The sequence below is a fragment of the Chryseosolibacter histidinae genome, from assembly GCF_018598225.1.
Lineage (GTDB): Bacteria > Bacteroidota > Bacteroidia > Cytophagales > Cyclobacteriaceae > Chryseosolibacter > Chryseosolibacter histidini.
Genome location: NZ_JAHESF010000014.1, coordinates 144410 through 162207, shown reverse-complemented (window position 1 = coordinate 162207; position 17798 = coordinate 144410). Strand labels below are relative to the sequence as shown.

General features: G+C 49.4%; 13 protein-coding genes and 1 tRNA gene. 6 read left to right on the top strand and 8 right to left on the bottom strand.

Features of this window, described 5'->3' with window-relative positions; genetic code table 11:
- Positions 1-174: 174 nt before the first annotated feature.
- Together KK083_RS15940 and KK083_RS15935 are read left to right on the top strand one after the other, a co-directional pair.
- Entirely contained in the window at positions 175-1332 is a 1158-nt protein-coding gene (locus KK083_RS15940) for a hypothetical protein (protein WP_254164476.1), read from the top strand.
- Positions 1333-1351: 19 nt separating this feature from the next.
- Positions 1352-1843 (top strand): YybH family protein, encoded by a 492-nt coding sequence (locus tag KK083_RS15935; protein ID WP_254164474.1) that lies wholly within the window; start codon positions 1352-1354, stop codon positions 1841-1843.
- Between the two features lie 15 nt (positions 1844-1858).
- Here the strand turns inward: KK083_RS15935 and KK083_RS15930 are convergent, their stop codons facing one another.
- The 4 genes from KK083_RS15930 to KK083_RS15915 all read right to left on the bottom strand — a co-directional run bounded on the left by KK083_RS15930 (position 1859) and on the right by KK083_RS15915 (position 5976).
- A complete protein-coding gene (locus KK083_RS15930) occupies positions 1859-2800 on the bottom strand; it encodes a hypothetical protein (RefSeq protein WP_254164472.1) in 942 nt (313 codons plus the stop codon).
- A 207-nt stretch (positions 2801-3007) separates the two neighbouring features.
- A complete protein-coding gene (locus tag KK083_RS15925) occupies positions 3008-3232 on the bottom strand; it encodes a hypothetical protein (RefSeq protein WP_254164470.1) in 225 nt (74 codons plus the stop codon).
- A gap of 745 nt (positions 3233-3977) precedes the next feature.
- A complete protein-coding gene (locus KK083_RS15920; RefSeq protein WP_254164468.1) occupies positions 3978-5351 on the bottom strand; it encodes a 5'-methylthioadenosine/S-adenosylhomocysteine nucleosidase family protein in 1374 nt (457 codons plus the stop codon).
- A 538-nt stretch (positions 5352-5889) separates the two neighbouring features.
- Positions 5890-5976 (bottom strand) — tRNA-Ser (locus tag KK083_RS15915).
- A 135-nt stretch (positions 5977-6111) separates the two neighbouring features.
- On the opposite strand from KK083_RS15915, the gene KK083_RS15910 reads away from it, so the two are divergent.
- Positions 6112-6864, top strand: a complete 753-nt coding sequence (locus tag KK083_RS15910) for a ThuA domain-containing protein (protein ID WP_254164466.1) — start codon at positions 6112-6114, stop codon at positions 6862-6864.
- Positions 6865-7100: 236 nt separating this feature from the next.
- On the opposite strand, the gene KK083_RS15905 is transcribed toward KK083_RS15910, so the two are convergent.
- Positions 7101-7478, bottom strand: coding sequence for a hypothetical protein (locus KK083_RS15905; RefSeq protein WP_254164464.1), 378 nt, complete (start codon positions 7476-7478; stop codon positions 7101-7103).
- A 96-nt stretch (positions 7479-7574) separates the two neighbouring features.
- A complete protein-coding gene (locus KK083_RS15900; protein WP_254164462.1) occupies positions 7575-8177 on the bottom strand; it encodes an arylesterase in 603 nt (200 codons plus the stop codon).
- Positions 8178-8321: 144 nt separating this feature from the next.
- Between KK083_RS15900 and KK083_RS15895 the strand changes: the two genes are divergently transcribed.
- From KK083_RS15895 to KK083_RS15885, 3 genes are all read left to right on the top strand, one after another.
- A complete protein-coding gene (locus tag KK083_RS15895; protein ID WP_254164460.1) occupies positions 8322-9026 on the top strand; it encodes an ABC transporter ATP-binding protein in 705 nt (234 codons plus the stop codon).
- Between the two features lie 132 nt (positions 9027-9158).
- A complete protein-coding gene (locus KK083_RS15890) occupies positions 9159-11726 on the top strand; it encodes an ABC transporter permease (protein WP_254164458.1) in 2568 nt (855 codons plus the stop codon).
- Between the two features lie 54 nt (positions 11727-11780).
- Entirely contained in the window at positions 11781-15128 is a 3348-nt protein-coding gene (locus KK083_RS15885) for a DUF7948 domain-containing protein (RefSeq protein WP_254164456.1), read from the top strand.
- Positions 15129-15132: 4 nt separating this feature from the next.
- Here the strand turns inward: KK083_RS15885 and KK083_RS15880 are convergent, their stop codons facing one another.
- Positions 15133-16404: a 7TM-DISM domain-containing protein gene (locus KK083_RS15880; RefSeq protein WP_254164454.1), complete on the bottom strand. Its 1272-nt coding sequence runs from the start codon at positions 16402-16404 to the stop codon at positions 15133-15135.
- Positions 16405-16559: 155 nt separating this feature from the next.
- Positions 16560-17705, bottom strand: a complete 1146-nt coding sequence (gene ligD / locus KK083_RS15875) for a non-homologous end-joining DNA ligase (protein WP_254164452.1) — start codon at positions 17703-17705, stop codon at positions 16560-16562.
- Positions 17706-17798: the final 93 nt, after the last annotated feature.

Genomic DNA, 17798 nt, shown 5'->3' with positions numbered 1-17798 from the left:
CCATGGACGCTCCCGAACACAAAGTTTGCTCTGCCACGTGGTTTTGCAGCGTCATTAACGCCCGTTGAATGAACGTGATCTGTTGGATCTACGCGTCCGCCGTAACCTGCAAAAATGTGCCATCTTCCATCCCCGTGAGACACCTGGCGGTACCCAGTGAAACACTTACGACTGGTGGCAGATATTTATAATTTACTTATAAATCTGTTGCAAGGCGGAGCTGTTATGGAAAAACATATTTTGCCCTATGCAGTCGTAGCAATGAGTCTGTTGAACGCGCCTGCTTTTTCTCAATCAGTGGCCGATTCGACATTATTAGGCTTGCCGGGAGATAACCTCGACCTTTATGCTGTTCTGGATCTTTTTCAAAAATCCAGGACCATTGAAGAATTTGAAAAATCATTGAACCTTGAAAAAACGGGAATTAACAACCTGGATTTGGATTTGGATAAAAAGGTCGATTTCATCAAGGTTGTAACGAAGCAGGAGAAAGAGGATTTTACATTTATTCTTCAGGTAGCGGTAAGTGAAACTGAAACCCAGGATGTTGCCGTGATCTTAGTATCGAAGGATAAGGATAAAAAAATTTCCATGCAGATCGTAGGCGATGAAGATCTGTATGGCAAGAATTATATTGTTGAGCTAAGGGAGTCTTCCACGCCGCCAGTTACCGCCAATCCAGGATACCAGGGTCCGGACACTGTTAAAATTGTTACTGTGCCTGCACAAACCACAACAGTAGTGGTCGAACAAGCTCCCATTGTGCAATACGTATACTCTCCAGCTTATGTACCCTATTATCCGCCATACCATTATGGTTATTACCCGCCTTATTTTGCTGCATTTACTGTAATGGCAATCGGCGTATACTGGGGTAGTCACGCTCATTATCACCATCATGGCTACGGGTATCATGGCAACACCACGGTAATTCATAATACTAACAATTTTAACAATTATAACAGGACGCGAAATACTTCCAACACGGTAAATCGTAATAAGGCCAGCGGTAATTATGATAGAAGCAATGGTGTATCAACGCGTCCATCGACACGCCCATCAGGAGGAGCATCGCCCGCTACACGTGAATCCGGTGGCCGGCAGTCCTCCAATCGGCAGGCCGGCGGAGCATCGCCATCCACACGTCAGGCAAGACCTACACGCGAAGCTGCCGGTTCATTGCCTTCCAACCGTCAGTCGGACTTTTCTTCCCAGCGATCCAAACCCAGTTCAGCCGGAGCATCCCGTTACAGTGGCGGGTACGGAGGCGGCTCGAGAGGCGGCGGTTTTAGTGGAGGTGGTTCAAGAGGAGGCGGTGGCCGAAGACGGTAAAATTTCAACTGATACAATTATGGAAAAAAGACTGATCGATGTGGCATTACTGGCATGTTTGATACCTTTAGTCATAACCTGCGGTTCCAAGCAAGAAGAGTCCATAGCATCACCAATTGATAAAGACAAGATCAAAAAAGAGATTCAGGCTAAGGAAAATAAATTTGCAGAGCTATATAACACAGGGCAATTGAAAAGCATTGGTTATTACGCGGAGGATGCCATATCGTTTTCTCAAAACAAGGCGCCCCTGGTCGGGAAGCCGGCCATTATAGAATATCTCAGAGCTGGCATCGATTCTTCCTCCAGGGGTAATAAGATCGCATTCACTACCAACGAGGTTTTTATATCCAACGACGGTAATCAGGTTGTGGAAATCGGTTATTACAACTTAGCGGACTCCACCAATGTTTCTATTAATACCGGACATTACATGGTTCTATTCGAAAAGAGAAATGGTAACTATGTTGTCTTAAGGGATATGAGCGCTTGTGATATGCCGCTTCAATAAGAAGAATTTAATCTTTTATTGTTTACATTTCGCCGATTCTGCAACAAAATAACGCTCACCATTCACATAAATACGATCGTCTTTGATGCTCATCTGTAATTCTGCGGCTGGAAGTTTTTTGAAAGCAAGTTTAAGAACACCCGTTTCACCGATGCTCTCAGTCGACCAGGAACCCGATTGATAACCCTTGTAGCTTGCGTTGAGCTGTTTCATACTTCCTTTCTTCTTGATCTGCCCGTTGAAGGTACCATCACCGCAGAGGTTAAAAGTATTTTCTTTGCTGCCTGAACCCGATGATTGCTCGATCATGGAAAAGGTGATCAACGATTTATTTGACAGGAATTCCTTCCAGTTAAAGTCAACATATATCGAGACATCGGATGGCTGTGTGAACAGTGCTTTGCGCATGAAATTTTCTACTGCCATCTTCATTTCATCGTAGCATTGTACAGGACCGATTGCCAAACAAGTAATGCAATAGCCAAAGGGGCCGCATCTCGCCATGGCAAATCCTTTGTTCCCGGTATTGACGGCATCACCCTCAGGTACTACTTCAGCCATGATCATGTCGTTCTCCAGGGTGATATCAGTTGCCCTGACTTTAATGGATGGTGAGAATGACACCCCGCGTAACCAGTGTTTTTGCAATGACGACAGGTCATTTTTTTCGCTTGCAAAAGTGTAGATCTCGCCACAGATACCGGTGGTGTCGGGTAATAGTAAAAAGATCTCCATGTCAATCGGTAATGTGCCCTTCCAATTCGCGGGAACGGTGCTGGAGAAGCCATAGAAAGGAGCGTAGATGACCTCTCCGGATTCGTAGAGTTTTCCAGGCTGAAGTCGCTTTTTCTCAGGCTGCGCGGTGGCAGTAATTACGCTGATCATCACCGTGACTAGCAGAACCATTATTTGGGCGTTGCGATATGTCATCTGCATCATTGGCATGGCGTGGTGCACGATCGAGGTGAGTTTAACGGGTGGCCTCATGCAGCACCTGGGTGCGAAGCATGGTTGCATAGTTACCTTTAAATCATACGAAAGGATAGTTAAATACCGTGAATCACGCTTGCCAACCAAAGAACGGCGCAGACCGTGACTGCTTGCTCAAAGAAGGACTTTCTTCAATCGATTTTTTTAGCCTGATCGGGCTACCGTTGGAGCGCTTTACCATTTCTCATCAAGGTAAAGGCCTTTAGATCCGAACTTTTTGAGAATTATGAGCGACTCCGCAATTGCTTTTCTACTTTCTTCCACCAGCGCTGTATTTATGTTAATACCTTCGTGAAGGCTTGATAGCTGTTCCGCTGATAACGCGAGGTGGATTTTTGTCATTGAAATGTTTTGTGAAAGGGCAGATGAAGGAATGGTGCCGAAGTCGTTGTTTTCCATGGTAGTCTGGAGTAGAAACTCCTTATTGAACCCATGGAGACTAGAACCTGTTTCTCTCGATTGAGAAACCAAAGGAGTGCCTGATCCGATCGAATAAGTTAATCAAAGTTAACGTTTTAATCCTGCTTTCCTATTCATCAGGCTATTGGTTTGATTATTTGCTGCTAAGCTGTGGAAAATCACTGCCGAAATAGCTTAATACCAGTTATCGCTGACTTTCGGCTGCAAAGCCTTCTACAACAACCGGGCATCTTTTAGCAGCAACAGCAATCCGGCATTACCTCCGCCAGTAACCACAGCATCAAATGGGCGGCCACCATTGACAGTATGAAAACATGAAGTAGATTGATGGTCATCCCCAAATAGTTGACGTAGATTTCAGAGCAAGAAACCATGACTTTAAAATATCCTCTGGGTTAGATTTGCGTAGTGGCAAGGTGAAAAAATCCGATATCGAAGGTAAGATAGTTCTCTTGGGATTTTTAGGTCCAGGGGATACCGATAAATTCGTTTCACCTTTAAATACAACCAATTGGAAGCCAGATAGATTTTTTCATGAGAGTGTTTGCCGGTTACTTCATCTTTTATTTTGTTTACTCTTCACGAAAATATCGTCGATAACGATTAATTCGAATATTCATCGCAAACCTATCGATCGGTTGTGCGAATGTGCCAGCCCATGCGGGGAAGCAATGAAATAATTTGTAAATTATATTGCCAGTTGCGCGGTCTAACATCTCACGCCTTACTTGGTTGAATCTATGCCCCTTTTAATTTTCTTTGTCGCTTTTTTTAGATTAGGAAAGAGATCGGGAAACTCCTCGGTTATTCCTAGAAGATTAATGAAATTCTCGGGATTCACATCAGCTACATTGTAGCTAAGGCTTTTTTGAGTTTGTGAAAGATGTCTGGCGATGTTCTCTCGAATGCCACTTAGCTTCAGAGATAATTTATTCCGGCGCTGCTCGGCAAATGGCTGAGCGTTGGTAATCGTTCGCCATGATTTAAAGGTGTTCAGAAAATCTGTGAATAAATTCCTTAGTTCCGCATTCCCTTCATAAAGTGCAGGCAGATCCAGGACTTCGTCATACAGCAGATTTAAGTCGCGCATTACCGCATCGGCAATATTGTCGGGATATCCTGTCTTACTAACGAACTCGATATCTGCGATAAGCTTTGACAACGCATCTGATTTAATGCGGTTTAAAACCCAGAGTGGAGATCCTTTTCTTGCATTTAGCGTATACTTTTCTTTTTCTGCTATTACCGTGTGGTGGTCAAGTACACTTATTTCGAGACCGTTGAAAATTGTCGGAATTGATAGGGCGTGAAAAACCAATGACATTGATGCTGCTGCGGCTTTGGGTTGGAATTTTTTATCCTTTTTTCCATCCCCCCAGTCGCAAATACCTTTGATGATTATCCACTCGTTAAGCCCCTTACTAATGCACGCACTGGACAAGCCTGAACCTTCCATTTCACCACCAATTGCGGTAGGAAATTTATCCCGTAAAAAGTTTCTGTAATCAAGATTGTCAATCAATTTTTCGCCTGACAGAAGATCGCCCGCAAGAGGTCTTGCTTTTCGCTTGCGGGTAACATAAAATCCCCAATCTATAATATTGACAAAACTATTGTAAAGTAAATTGCCGCTAATCGGTGTAATGCCTCTTTGTGTTATGTCCCATTGTTTTTCATTGATCCTTGCAACTTCATAATAGGATACTGAACGTGAAATGAGCACGTCTCCTTTGAATTGCTTATCTGGATTTATGCCAAACGCTACTCCAACCATAATAACAGCTTTGGGTTTGATCACATCAATTGCGGTTGATACAGTTAATAGCGACGCATTGGGTTGTATAGATCCCATTTGGGACTGGACATGCGCTACCAGGTGGTAGCCGAGCCGGCCTATGCGGTAGGTATAACTTTGGTGGTTAATGCTCAAAATAGAATTTTTTTCAGGGATCGGGAGTAGCAGTCTGAAGATACTGGCTCGCTCGGCCTCATTGACAGTAACAATTAGAATGTCTACTTTTTTTAGGATGCTCCGAACATCCTCCGATTGCAAGTCAGCGTGCTCAATTGGAAGGCTAAACTCAAATTTTAATGCCATTCTAAATAGTCCTAAATTCGATAAAACTGTCCAAGGTATATAAAGCGAAAGGTGCGACTCCAAGTGGGCTTGCGATCGAGTGGATCAGGTGGGGCGGGGAATCTTTACTAAGATAATAAGATGAATTTGGGGTGCAACATTTGACAAGGAATAAATTTAGTGGCAAAAACGATAGAAGATTGAGATCATGGGACTTCCCGCTTCCGTTCAAGCCCGCCAGTATCGGTTCTTGGATACACACAATAGCACTATGTGCTACATTTTTTAGTAAGGCGGCAGAAGTTTATCCCTCGGGAGAGAGGCTGCGGTGATAGTTACAAAGGGGCGTTTAGCCCGTTCTGCTCCCTTTATTTTTGATGGTTTGGCGGAGAGACAGGGATTACTCACGTGATCCCTGAAGGGGAGGCTTAAACCAATCAACGCCGTTCGCTGTGCTCTCTTTGCATTTTTGTTTTTGCGCTTATGCTCGAGCGAGGCGCTCGGCAACGCTCCAAAACAAAAATGCCCTTGACTGTCGTCAAGGGCGTTGCTTGGTTTGCGGAGAGACAGGGATTCGAACCCTGGATCCACTTGCGTGAATAACGGTTTTCGAGACCGCCCCATTCGGCCACTCTGGCATCTCTCCATGGGTTGTGAACCGGTGCCAAAGATAAAAATAATGTGGCGGATTAATAAATAGTCACAGCCAGTGCGGGATGGTAAAGATCCATACGTCAAAGGGTATAGACTTCCCCGAACGAAATTTGTATTTTTTATAGGTATGAGAAATGTCCGTTTACCCTTTGTCATCGGTTTCCTGCTGGCCTTTACACTTACCATCTCCATCCAGGCCGCTCTTGCACAGTCAAAAAAGATACGTGTACTGATCGTAACCGGCGGGCACGGCTTTAAGCACAAGCCGTTCTATGACGTTTTTAATTCCATTCCCTCCATAGTGTACGACACCCTGGTGCAACCGGAGGCCAATGCCCTCATCGCTTCAGCCGAGGTGAGCCGCTATGACGTGCTGCTGTTCTATGATATGTTCGATACCATCACGCCCGCGCAGCAGGACGCCTACATTGCCCTGTTGAAAAAAGGCGCATCCATGATCTTTCTGCATCATGCGCTGGTATCGTATCAGGACTGGCCCGAATTCATCCGGATCGTCGGTGGCCAGTACCATACCCATCCCGTGGTGGTGAAGGGCGATACCCTAAAAGCCAATTATGAGCACGATGTTACCATTCCCGTGAAGGTAGAAGACAAAAAACATCCCGTAACCAGGGGCCTCGGTGATTTTGAGATCTTCGACGAAGTGTATGGCGACGTTGAGATCTTACCGGGTGTTAAACCTTTGCTCAGCACCACACACCCCAAGAGCATGCGCTACCTGGCGTGGATCAACCATTATGGCAAATCAGATGTTACCTACATACAGCTGGGCCACGGACCTTCCGCTTTCTCCAACCCTAATTTCAGGAAGCTGATGGGGCAGGCCATTGAATGGTCGGCCCGACAATCAAAAAAATAACCGGATCGTGAGCACAGGCTGAATCTGCAAAACTGCTCCGCCCGTGCCCACTTCCGGTAAATCTCAATTGCCCAGGATCAGTGACACGATAATGGTCACAACGCCGATGGTAATGATAACGAGCAGGAATATGAGATTGAGCCAAAAACTTTTTTTGTCCGGACCTTTCATGATAATTAGTACAGTGAGGTTTTAGGGAATCGATTACGAAAGAGCTTTATTCGGTCAGGCGGTGCTTAAGCTTTCGGTGGAGGAGAGGCGATCTCGGAGAACACAGCATTGAACCGGTTCTTTTGAAGTTCCTGGTAAGATTTTTTGACGATGAAGAAACAAGGTTTTGGATGAAGCTTTGCCGACAGGGATGAATAAAGATCGACCTTCAAAGTAAACGGACTACCATCGGGTGTGTCCTGGTCTTCAAGCTCTTTCACTGCGTTCTGCACACCAAATACGTTTTCGAGCACCAGCTCGGCGATGCTTTCAATATCGTTTACAGACAGGTCTTCGGGATGATAGGGCCGCAGGTCAGGAGGGTCGATGCTCAGGTTCAATACTTCCACAGACAGGAGAAACACTACTGCCCGGAGTGGTAATATGGACCTGAGTAAATTCATACGCAGGTAAATATAACAGCAATGGATTTTCCGGAGACTGGAATTTGAGCCGAAAACTTACGCGACTGAAACTGATGAGGTCCGCGGGGCTATGCGCTACCAGAGGTTGCTGATCACCTTGTATACATTATCAGCAACGATGCGGTGCCCTTCAACGTTGGGATGGATCCCGTCGGCCTGGTTCAGCTTCTCGTTGCCGGCAACATCCTGGAGCAGGAACGGTATCAGTGTTGCATTGTTCTTTTTGGCGATCTCGGGAAAGATCTTTCTGAACTTGGTGGTATAATCCTGACCCATGTTGGGTGGCACCATCATACCGGCCACCACCACACGTACCTTCGGATATTTGGCCTTCACTTTATCGATGATGGCCTGCAGGTTCTTTTGTGTTTGGTCGGGTGGCAGGCCGCGAAGCCCGTCATTAGCGCCCAGCTCGAGCACAAAGATATCCACTGGCTGGCGCAGGATCCAGTCGATCCTCGTCAGGCCGCCCGCGGAAGTTTCGCCGCTCAAACCGGCATTCACAACCTTGCTCGGCTTGCCATTTTTCGCCAGCTTTTGTTCTACCAGGGCAGGGAAGGCCTCTTCCGGCGACAGGCCATAGCCGGCGGTAAGGCTGTCTCCAAAGAACAGGATTGTTTTAGGGGAAGATTGAAAAACCAGTGTAAATGCAATAATGAGCAGCTTTTTTGCGACCATGATCAAAAGATTGCTAGTTTCAGGTTAAAAGTTTCAAGTTTCAAGTTTAGGGACGCCCAACTTTAAACCTTAAACTTTAAATCTCTCGGTGTAACAATTTTACCCGATAAACGATTTAAAATTAAACGGGATATTACAAAAACCATGTCACAAATAGTGCTTCAGGCAGAGAATCTCACAAAAATCTACCGTTCGGCAGAAAATCAGCTGGTGGTGCTGGACCAGATCTCCTTTTCGGTTGAGCAGGGCAACTCTATCTCTATTATCGGCCCATCGGGAAGCGGCAAAACTACCCTGCTGGGGCTCTGCGCCGGCCTGGATACACCTTCCAGTGGTGTAATCTCACTGATGGGATTCAGGCTGAATACCATGAGCGAAGACGACCGGGCATACATCCGCAACCTGTATGTGGGTTTTGTATTCCAGAATTTTCAGCTGCTGTCTACACTCACGGCACTGGAGAACGTAATGGTGCCACTGGAGCTCAGGGGCGAAAAAAATGTGGCTGACAAGGCCAAAGACCTCCTTAACCGCGTGGGACTTGCCGCCCGGATGCAGCATTACCCATCGCAGCTTTCGGGTGGGGAGCAGCAGCGTGTAGCCATGGCGCGCGCTTTCATTACCGATCCTAAAATATTGTTTGCCGACGAGCCCACCGGCAACCTCGACGAAGAAAATGCACACCACATCACCGAGCTGCTCTTCGGCATGAACAAGGAGCAGGGCACAACGCTGGTGCTGGTCACACACAACCTGGAGCTTGCCCAGCGCACGCAAAGGATCCTGCGCATGAAGGGAGGCAAGCTTGTTCAGGAAGTTTACAGCCAGGCATTCGGCATCGGGCATTAGTTGCCAGTTACCGGTTGCCAGTTTCGGTACCGTGAGATAATGCTTTTAGACCTGTAGAATCAGAACCGTAAATGTGAAACGCCAGCGCCCAGTCTAACCGGCAACCGGTAACTGGCAACCGGCAACTGATATATGATTGAGTACGTCATCAAGATCAAACGCAAAACAAAATCTATTTTCCGCGATGCATGGGTGTGGCGGATGGCCTGGCGTGATGCGCGTCATAATTATTCGCGGCTATTTCTATTCACGGCATCGCTGATCACGGGTATCGCGGCCGTTGTGGCGCTCGATTCCATCAACTATTCGCTGCAGGCCGATATCAACAACAACGCCAAAGAGCTGCTGGGCGCCGACCTGGTGGTGAATGGTGAAAAGAAATTCAACAAGGAGCTTCAGACCGTTTTTGATTCGCTCGATTATCCGCAGGCTTCCGAAGCGGACATGGCTTCTATGGTGCTGTTCCTGCATAACGGGCAGTCAAGGCTCATCCGGCTGGTAGCAGTGAAAGGCGATTTTCCTTTTTATGGCAAGATAGAAACACAACCCGCTGACGCCTACAGCCGCATGAAGCAGGGGAGTTATGCCATGATGGATGAAACGTTGGCGAGCCAATACGAAGTAAGCTCAGGCGACTCCATCCGCATCGGCAACAGCGTGTTCAAGGTCTCTGGCGTGGTAAGCAAGATCCCTGGTGGCGGTGGTCTCATGGCTACGTTCACGCCCTCGGTCTATATCTCGCTGGATGATCTTGATTCAACGGGACTGGTACAGTACGGAAGCCGTGTGAACTACAAACAATATTTCCGCATCGCCTCTGAAAAACAGACGAAGGAAACCGTTGACAAGATCAAACCACTCATCCGCAAGCACGGCTACTCCTGGGAGACGGTGGAAGGCAGGAAAGAAGGATTGGGCAGGGGATTTCTTTCCATTTATCAGTTCTTTTCACTGCTGGCATTTATTGCGTTGATCCTGGGCTGTATCGGGGTAGCGAGCTCCGTGCACATTTACGCCCGTGAGAAGCGCGAAGAGGTGGCCGTGCTGCGATGCATCGGGTCGTCAGGGTGGCAGGCATTCAATATCTTTTTCATCCAGATCTTCATTCTCGGTATCATCGGCAGCATTGTCGGCTCCTTTCTGGGGGTAGGCATTCAGCAGCTCATACCGCTCTTTTTGAAGGGTGTGGTTCCCTTCGAGATCGGTTTCACCCTTTCATGGAAATCGTTGCTGATGGGATTGGGACTGGGCGCTGTGGTGTCCGTGCTCTTTTCCATACTTCCGCTTGTGTCCGTCAGGTTTGTTCCGCCGCTCACGGTGTTGCGTACTGATTTTCAGGCGGGCCGCATCTTCTCCAAGACCAAGATCACGGCGCTGGTGCTGATCGGCATTTTTCCCGTAGCCTTTGCCGCATTGCAGACCCGGAGCTGGCTCACAGGACTCATGTTCTTTGCGGGACTGGTGGCGGCGCTGATCTGCCTCACCGGCGTTGCCATGCTGCTGCTCATGCTCGTGAAAAAATTCTTCCCTTACCGGGCTGGTTTTATCTGGCGGCACTCACTGTCGAGCCTGTTCAGGCCCAATAACCAGACGCGTGTGCTCATGGTCACCATAGGGCTGGGCGCATTTATCATCTCCACGCTGAACATCGTTGAGCGCAGCATGCTGGGCCAGGTAGAGTTCACCGGACAGGAGAATCAGTCCAACACCATCCTGTTCGATATTCAGCCGTCACAGCGCGATGGCGTGGTGAAGCTGATGAAAGACAACAAGCTGGAAGTGAACCAGGTGGTGCCCATCATCACCTGCAGGCTGAGCGAGCTGAAGGGAAGATCTATCGAATCGCTGCAGAAAGACACTACCGACAAGATCCCCAACTGGGCGCTTACACGCGAATACCGGGTTACGTATCGCGATAGCCTGCACCGTTCAGAGACCCTGATCAAGGGCGAGATCCAGAAAAAGAAAACGTCACGTGATTCGGTGTGGGTTACCATTTCGGAAGGTATGGAAGAGAACCTTGAGGTGAAGCTGGGCGATTCGCTGGTGTTCGACATGCAGGGTGTGCCCGTGAAAGCCTATATCGGTGGCGTGCGCAAGGTGGAGTGGCCCAAAGATCCGCCGAATTTCATTTTTGTGTTTCCACCCGATGTGCTGGAGAACGCACCGCAGATCTTCGTGACGGCTACGCGTATCAACGATCAGCAGCAGGCCAACCGTTTTCAGCAGGCCCTGGTGATGCAGTTCCCGAACGTTTCATTGATAGACCTGCGCCTGATCCTCAGCACTGTTAACGAGCTTTTTGATAAGCTGGGACTCATCATCCGGTTCCTGGCATTGTTCAGCATCGTTACCGGGCTGGTGGTGCTGGCAGGCGCGGTGATCAACAGCAAATTTGTGCGCATCCGCGAAAATGTACTGCTTCGTACCGTAGGCGCGCGCACCCGGCAGATCACAAAAATTACGCTGATCGAATACGCCTACCTCGGTCTGTTCTCGGCGCTCACGGGCATGATCCTCTCCCTGGGAGGAGGCTGGCTGCTCACACGTTTCTTCTTCGAGATCACGTTTGCGTTCGACTGGCTCGAGCTGCTCATCATCGGCGCCGGCGTGGTGCTGCTGACCGTGGCCATCGGCTGGTTCAACTCACGTGAGGTGATCAACACGCCACCGCTGCAGGTGCTGCGCAAAGAGAGCTGATTGGATTTTTATGCGTATCTTACGCGTCAGAGCCCTAATGAAAGCTGACGTGGTATGACAATGTGTTTGTGCAGGAAGTTTCTCCCTGTGTTCCTGTTCATTGCCGGATTTTTAGCCCCAACCTGGGGATATTGCACGGAGCCTGAACCCGGCATCAGGTTTATCGAGAACAAAGACCAGTGGCCCGGAAATGTACATTTTGCTGCCCAACTACCGGGTGGCGGTAACATGATCATAGGCCCCGGATTCTTCAAATACCATTTCAGGGACGGAGCCCGCCTCCAGGAGCTTCACGAGCTTCGCCACCACCGCCAGCAGCCCGATGCTGGTACCGACTGGCAGGTGAAAGAGCATGCCGTGCAGGTTACTTTTATCGGTGCCAATACAAACGCGCAGCCCTTGCCTTTCGGGCGATCATCCGATTATTTCAACTACTTCCTGGGAAACGATCCTGAAAAGTGGAGGTCTATGGCCTATGCCTACAGTGGCATGTTGTACCCTGCTTTCTACCGCGATGTCGATCTCAAAGTATACGCCGCCGGCTCGAATCTGAAGTACGATTTTATTGTTGCGCCGGGAGGTGACCCGTCGCAGATCGCAGTGCGCTATGATGGCGCGGATGACGTGCGCATCTCGCAGGGCGACCTGACCATCAAAACGTCGCTCGCCGATATCATCGAGAAACGTCCCGTAGCCTGGCAGTATGTTGACGGTAAAAAGAAATATGTGCGTTGTGAATTCGATCTGCAGGGAAACCTGCTCTCATTCTGTTTCCCGGAAGGTTACGATCCCTGCGCCGGGCTTACCATCGATCCGCTGCTGATCTTCTCCACTTATTCGGGATTTACGGCCGACAACTGGGGCAGCACCGCTACGCCGGGAGAGCATGGCAACCTCTATTCGTCAGGTGTGACCAACCAGGCCACACACGGCGGCATCTTCACCACTACCGTGGGCGCATTCCAGCGCACGTATGGTGGCGATTACGATGTGGGGATTTTGAAATACGATTCAACAGGAGCGAACCTTCTTTATTCCACGTTTCTCGGTGGCGATTTTGGAGAATCACCTCACAGCCTGGTGATGAACGCCAACGAAGAGCTGATCGTATTGGGTACCACAAGCTCTCCGGATTTTCCAACCACGACGGGAGCTTTCGACCGGTCTTTTGGTGGAGGGGACTTCAATAGAAACGTGATCGACTACGACAATGGCTCGGATATTTTTGTGGCACGCATCAGCCGCGAGGGTACGATGCTTATCAATTCGACATTTTTAGGCGGTGCCGAGAACGACGGTTTGAATGATATCAACGGGTGGATGGTGGCCAACTACGGCGATGAGCTCAGGGGCGATGTGATCACAGACGCCAATGGAAATATTTATATCAGCTCCGTCACGGCGTCTCCCGATTTTTTTCCTCCCGGGTTCACGAACGGATTCGATCTGACGTATAATAACGGGCTTACCGACGCCGTCCTCTTAAAGCTTTCTCCCGATCTTTCGCAGATAGCGTGGGGTACTTATCTCGGTGGAAGCCGGGAAGACGCGGCCTACACGCTCAAGCTCGACTCCCATGGCGATATCTTTATCGCAGGAGGTACAGCGAGTGTAGATTTTCCCGCTGCGCCTGGTGGCTTTCAGCCTGCAAAAGCGGGTTCGGCTGGCACTGCTGACGGATGGATCGCGAAGATCGCGGCCGACGGATCGGCGATCCTCAATAGCACATTTGTAGGAACAGCTCCCACCAATTCATATGAACAGGTATATTTTCTGGATCTGGATGAGAACGACGAAGTGTATGTGTATGGTCAAACCACCGCCGGTAATAGCTTTGTCCGGACTCCCGGTATTTTCAGTAATCCCCGCAGTGGCCAGTTTGTTCAGAAGTATAACCATACACTGAATGCCCGGATCTTTTCCACTGTGTTCGGCTCAGGCGGTATCATACCCGATATTTCCCCAACGGCGTTCCTGGTCAATGAATGCAACAACCTGTACATGGCAGGCTGGGGCGGTGAGATCAACAGCGAGAGTGGATTCTGGAATAGCTCTACCCGCGGCATGCCGGTAACGCCCGATGCCATTCAGAGAACCACGAGCGGCTCCGATTTTTATTTCATTGTGCTTACCGATGATGCCTCGAAGCTCCTGTACGCTACTTACCTGGGGGGCAATCAATCGCGTACCCATGTGGATGGTGGCACCAGTCGTTTCGATAAAGGTGGCATCGTGTATCATGCCGTTTGTTCCGGGTGCACATCTTTAAACGAAACCCAGGGGCCTACGTCAGACTTCCCTACAACGGCAGGGGTATGGTCAAGGGTGAACCGGAGCAAGAACTGCAACAACGCAGCCTTCAAGTTCGACCTCTCTTCCCTGGATGCAAAAATTCAGACCAACTCCGTAAAGCTGAACATGCCCGGCCTGAACAAAATTTGCCTCGGCGACACGATCGTGTTCCAGAATTTCAGCACGGGAGGAGAGACCTTTGAATGGGACCTGGGAGACGGAGCGAAGCCTGTAAAAACGGATCTCACATCCATCACGCACCTGTATGGCAGCACAGGCAACTACCTCGTAAAGCTGAAGGCCATCGATCCCGGTACCTGTAAGGTCGTGGATTCCACATCAACGGTGGTAACGGTGAACACCATCTATGCCACCGTGCAAGAGAACGATCACGTGTGTGCAGGCGAACCGTATCAGCTCAAGGCCGATGGGGGTGTGTTTTATGACTGGCGTACGAGAGATCATACACTGGTTTCGACTCAAGCCAACCCGGTAGTAAGCCCGGCTGATACCACCACGTATTTTGTAAGGGTCACGGCGCACAACGGTTGTTTTTATGACGACAGTGTGCGCATCAACGTGGTGCCAGCCATCAACACAAGTTTTCAAATTGCCAGGCAGTCGGGTTGTTTCGACCGTCCCTTCGTACGCCTCACCAATCTTACCGACAGCCTGAGGAGCGATGACACCATGTTCTTTGATTTTGGCGACGGCCAGACCTCCGATGTGCCACAAGCCGACCATCATTATGAAGCAGATGGCGTCTACCGCGTGCGCCTGGTGGCAGCGCGCTACGGCTGCGTGTATGAGAAGACGGCTGATGTTCCTATTTTTACCGTCAAGGTTCCGAATGTCATTACACCTTCGGGCTCGGAGGGACTGAACGACGTGCTCACCGTGCAATACGGAAACACCGAGGGCGTCACACCGGCGGATTTCGGTTTCAAAACTTCGGTCACCATCTACAACCGCTGGGGTACTGTATTATACAAGAACGATGATTACCAGTACGACTGGTCAGGCGAGGGGCTGGCGGCAGGTGTTTACTATTACGAGATCTCCGTGCAGGATCACGATGCCTGCAAAAGCTGGCTTCAGCTTGTCAGGTGATCTTTTAACGTTTCTCTTTTTTACCATCACCATACAGGTCTTCGTACGTGAGCACACTCACGTGACCTGTTGGCCTTTTCAGGTACCCAAGCTGGAAGAGCAGGCCGACGCCCATGAGCATGTACATGATAAAATAACCTACGCTGAGGATCACCGGGTTGAAGGTGGCAAACCCCTGGTAGGAAACGATGTCGTAAGAGAACATGATCACGCCCAGGAACATGCAGCTGATCATGAACCACACACCTTCGCGCTCATAGACGAGAGCCCGGATGAGGATGTACACCACGTACACGAGCAGCACGGCAGCAAAGGAAAGGTAAACCGGCAGGAACTGTGTGTACAGTGAAGCTGTGAAGAACAACGTTAACAATATAAAGATGCTGTTGAACAGGCAGAAAAGATATTTGGATGCCGAGTTCACTTCGTTCTTAAAAAGCCTGGCAATGAAAAGAATGGCCATGATCATCATCAGGTAAAGGGTAATGTATTCGATCTTGACGCAGATCTCCCAGGGGAAATCGGGAAAGAACGAAATGGCAACGTACCGGTTGGAGAACATTGACCGGATAGCCCATGTGAGGCACAATCCTGCGAAGTAAAGCAGTGACCTTTCAGGGCGTGAGAACAGGAACAGGAAAACGAAGAACAGCGTGGTAACGGCAAGGCCACCGAATTCCGTAAGGTTGCTGATGCTGGCAACTTTTTTCTTGAACTCCAGCTTCCTGGCGTCGCCCAGCAGCAACAGTTCCCTTACACCACCTTTGGCGTGATGAAAGTTCGACGCCTGGATCACAATGTCGAGTGTATCGGAGGTAGCGTTGAAACTAACGGTCTGTGGGCGCCATTGCGGCTTCGATGTTTTTTCTGTGGTACCTACCTGCCCGTTGGCGGCGATCAGCTCCGCGTTGATCCACAGGTTGTAATTCGAATAGAAGTGAGGAAGCTCCAGCGCCAGCGAGGCCGGTGCTTTGATCAGCACTTTCAGGTGGTACGTGGCATAGCCGTCGCCAGGCCTGCGCCCCCTGCTGAGCTCATTCCAGGTAGCCGGAAAGTCGATATAATCTTGAGGAAATTTTACTTTGTTGCTGAAGTCGTTGGGTGCGATCAGCTCGCTCATATAGAACTCCCATTCGCCGTTGAGCGGGATGTGGCTTTGCTCAAAATCCCATTGCCTGAGATCGAGAAAGCCTTTCCGCGCATAGATGTTCTGTGCGTCGACAACCTCGGGTAAAAACATCAATGCCAGCAAGAGGCATTTCCAAAAGTGTTTCAACGTATAATCAAGGGCTAGTAGGACACGAAAATTAGTCAAAATAAGCGACAAAAAGGAGCCGATGGATACTTATTGGCTACCCCATGTAAGTTTTTTAACCATGTTGTGCCTCACTATGTGTTACAACGCAGTACGCGCCCAGGTTTTGAGGCATTTCACGAGATCGGTTTTTTTCGCTGTTTTTTTTCTGCGGGTGGCGCGACCGTGTTCCTGGCAACTTTCGTTGCGGCAGCTTTTTGTTTTTTTGGCAGAACATCCGTTACGGTTGTCTCCTCAGGAGCTTTGTCGATGCGAAGCCCCATAAAAACAGGATGTCGCAGTATTCCATCTTCTGTAACTTCTGAGTATTTGATGTTGCACACCAGCGCGGGTTCTACCCAGGTGACGGGAGAATTCACAGCGATCTTTTGATCGAAAGGGGAGGTTGGCCTTTTCAACTCCTGCAATTTTTTGTACATGGTCTTCAGCGTCTCCTGTGTGAAGCCGGTGCCCGTATGGCCGATGTACCTGAGCTTACCGTGATCCATCACGGCCAGCACCAGCGCTCCGAAGTACGGACGGCTTTCGCGTGGTGCCGTATACCCGGCAATGATCGCTTCCTGGATGTTGTGATGTTTGATCTTCAGCCAGTCGCGGGTTCGTTTCCCGGGCGTGTATAAGCTGTCGGCTCTTTTGGCGATGACTCCTTCGAGACCCATCTCCGCCGCCTTGGCAAAAACCTCTTTCCCCCATTGCTGTATATGATCCGAGTATTTGATCATGCTGCTGCTGCCGGCGATCGCTTTCTGTGCGTATTTTTTTCGTTCAGTCACAGGCAGATGCATCAGCGATTTCCCCTTGTAAAAGAGACAGTCGAAGACGTAATAGACAAGGCGAAGCGATCGGTGGCTGTCATACTGCTGCAGTTTTTGAAAGTCGGGTTTGTTTTGCTTGTTCAGGGCAACGATCTCACCATCGAGCACTGCATGGGTTTTGATCTTGCTGAGCGCCTCCGCTACTGCCGGATACAAGGGCAGGAACGAGAGACCGTTGCGCGAGTACAACCTCACGGTGTCGCCGATCTCTGCAACGGCCCGGTATCCGTCCCACTTGATCTCGAAGATCCACTGCTCGTCGTCGAAAGCACTGTCGCCAACGCTCGCCAGCATGGGTGTGATGTAGTCGGTGAGTTTGATCCTGCCGCTGCCGCGAACTGATCGCATCCGGTTTTCCGCTAAACTTTTTTGATAAGCGTTGTCGTGCGATGCGTCTGCAGTATCACGTGATGTTTTGCGTTTGATGCGGCTGCGAGTCAGTTTCATGGTGCTGATCAATTGAGTCTTATTCTCAAAAACACATGCCTTGCATTGGCTGTCATGCGCCGGTGAGCGACCGATAGCAGCCTTTTAATGTGT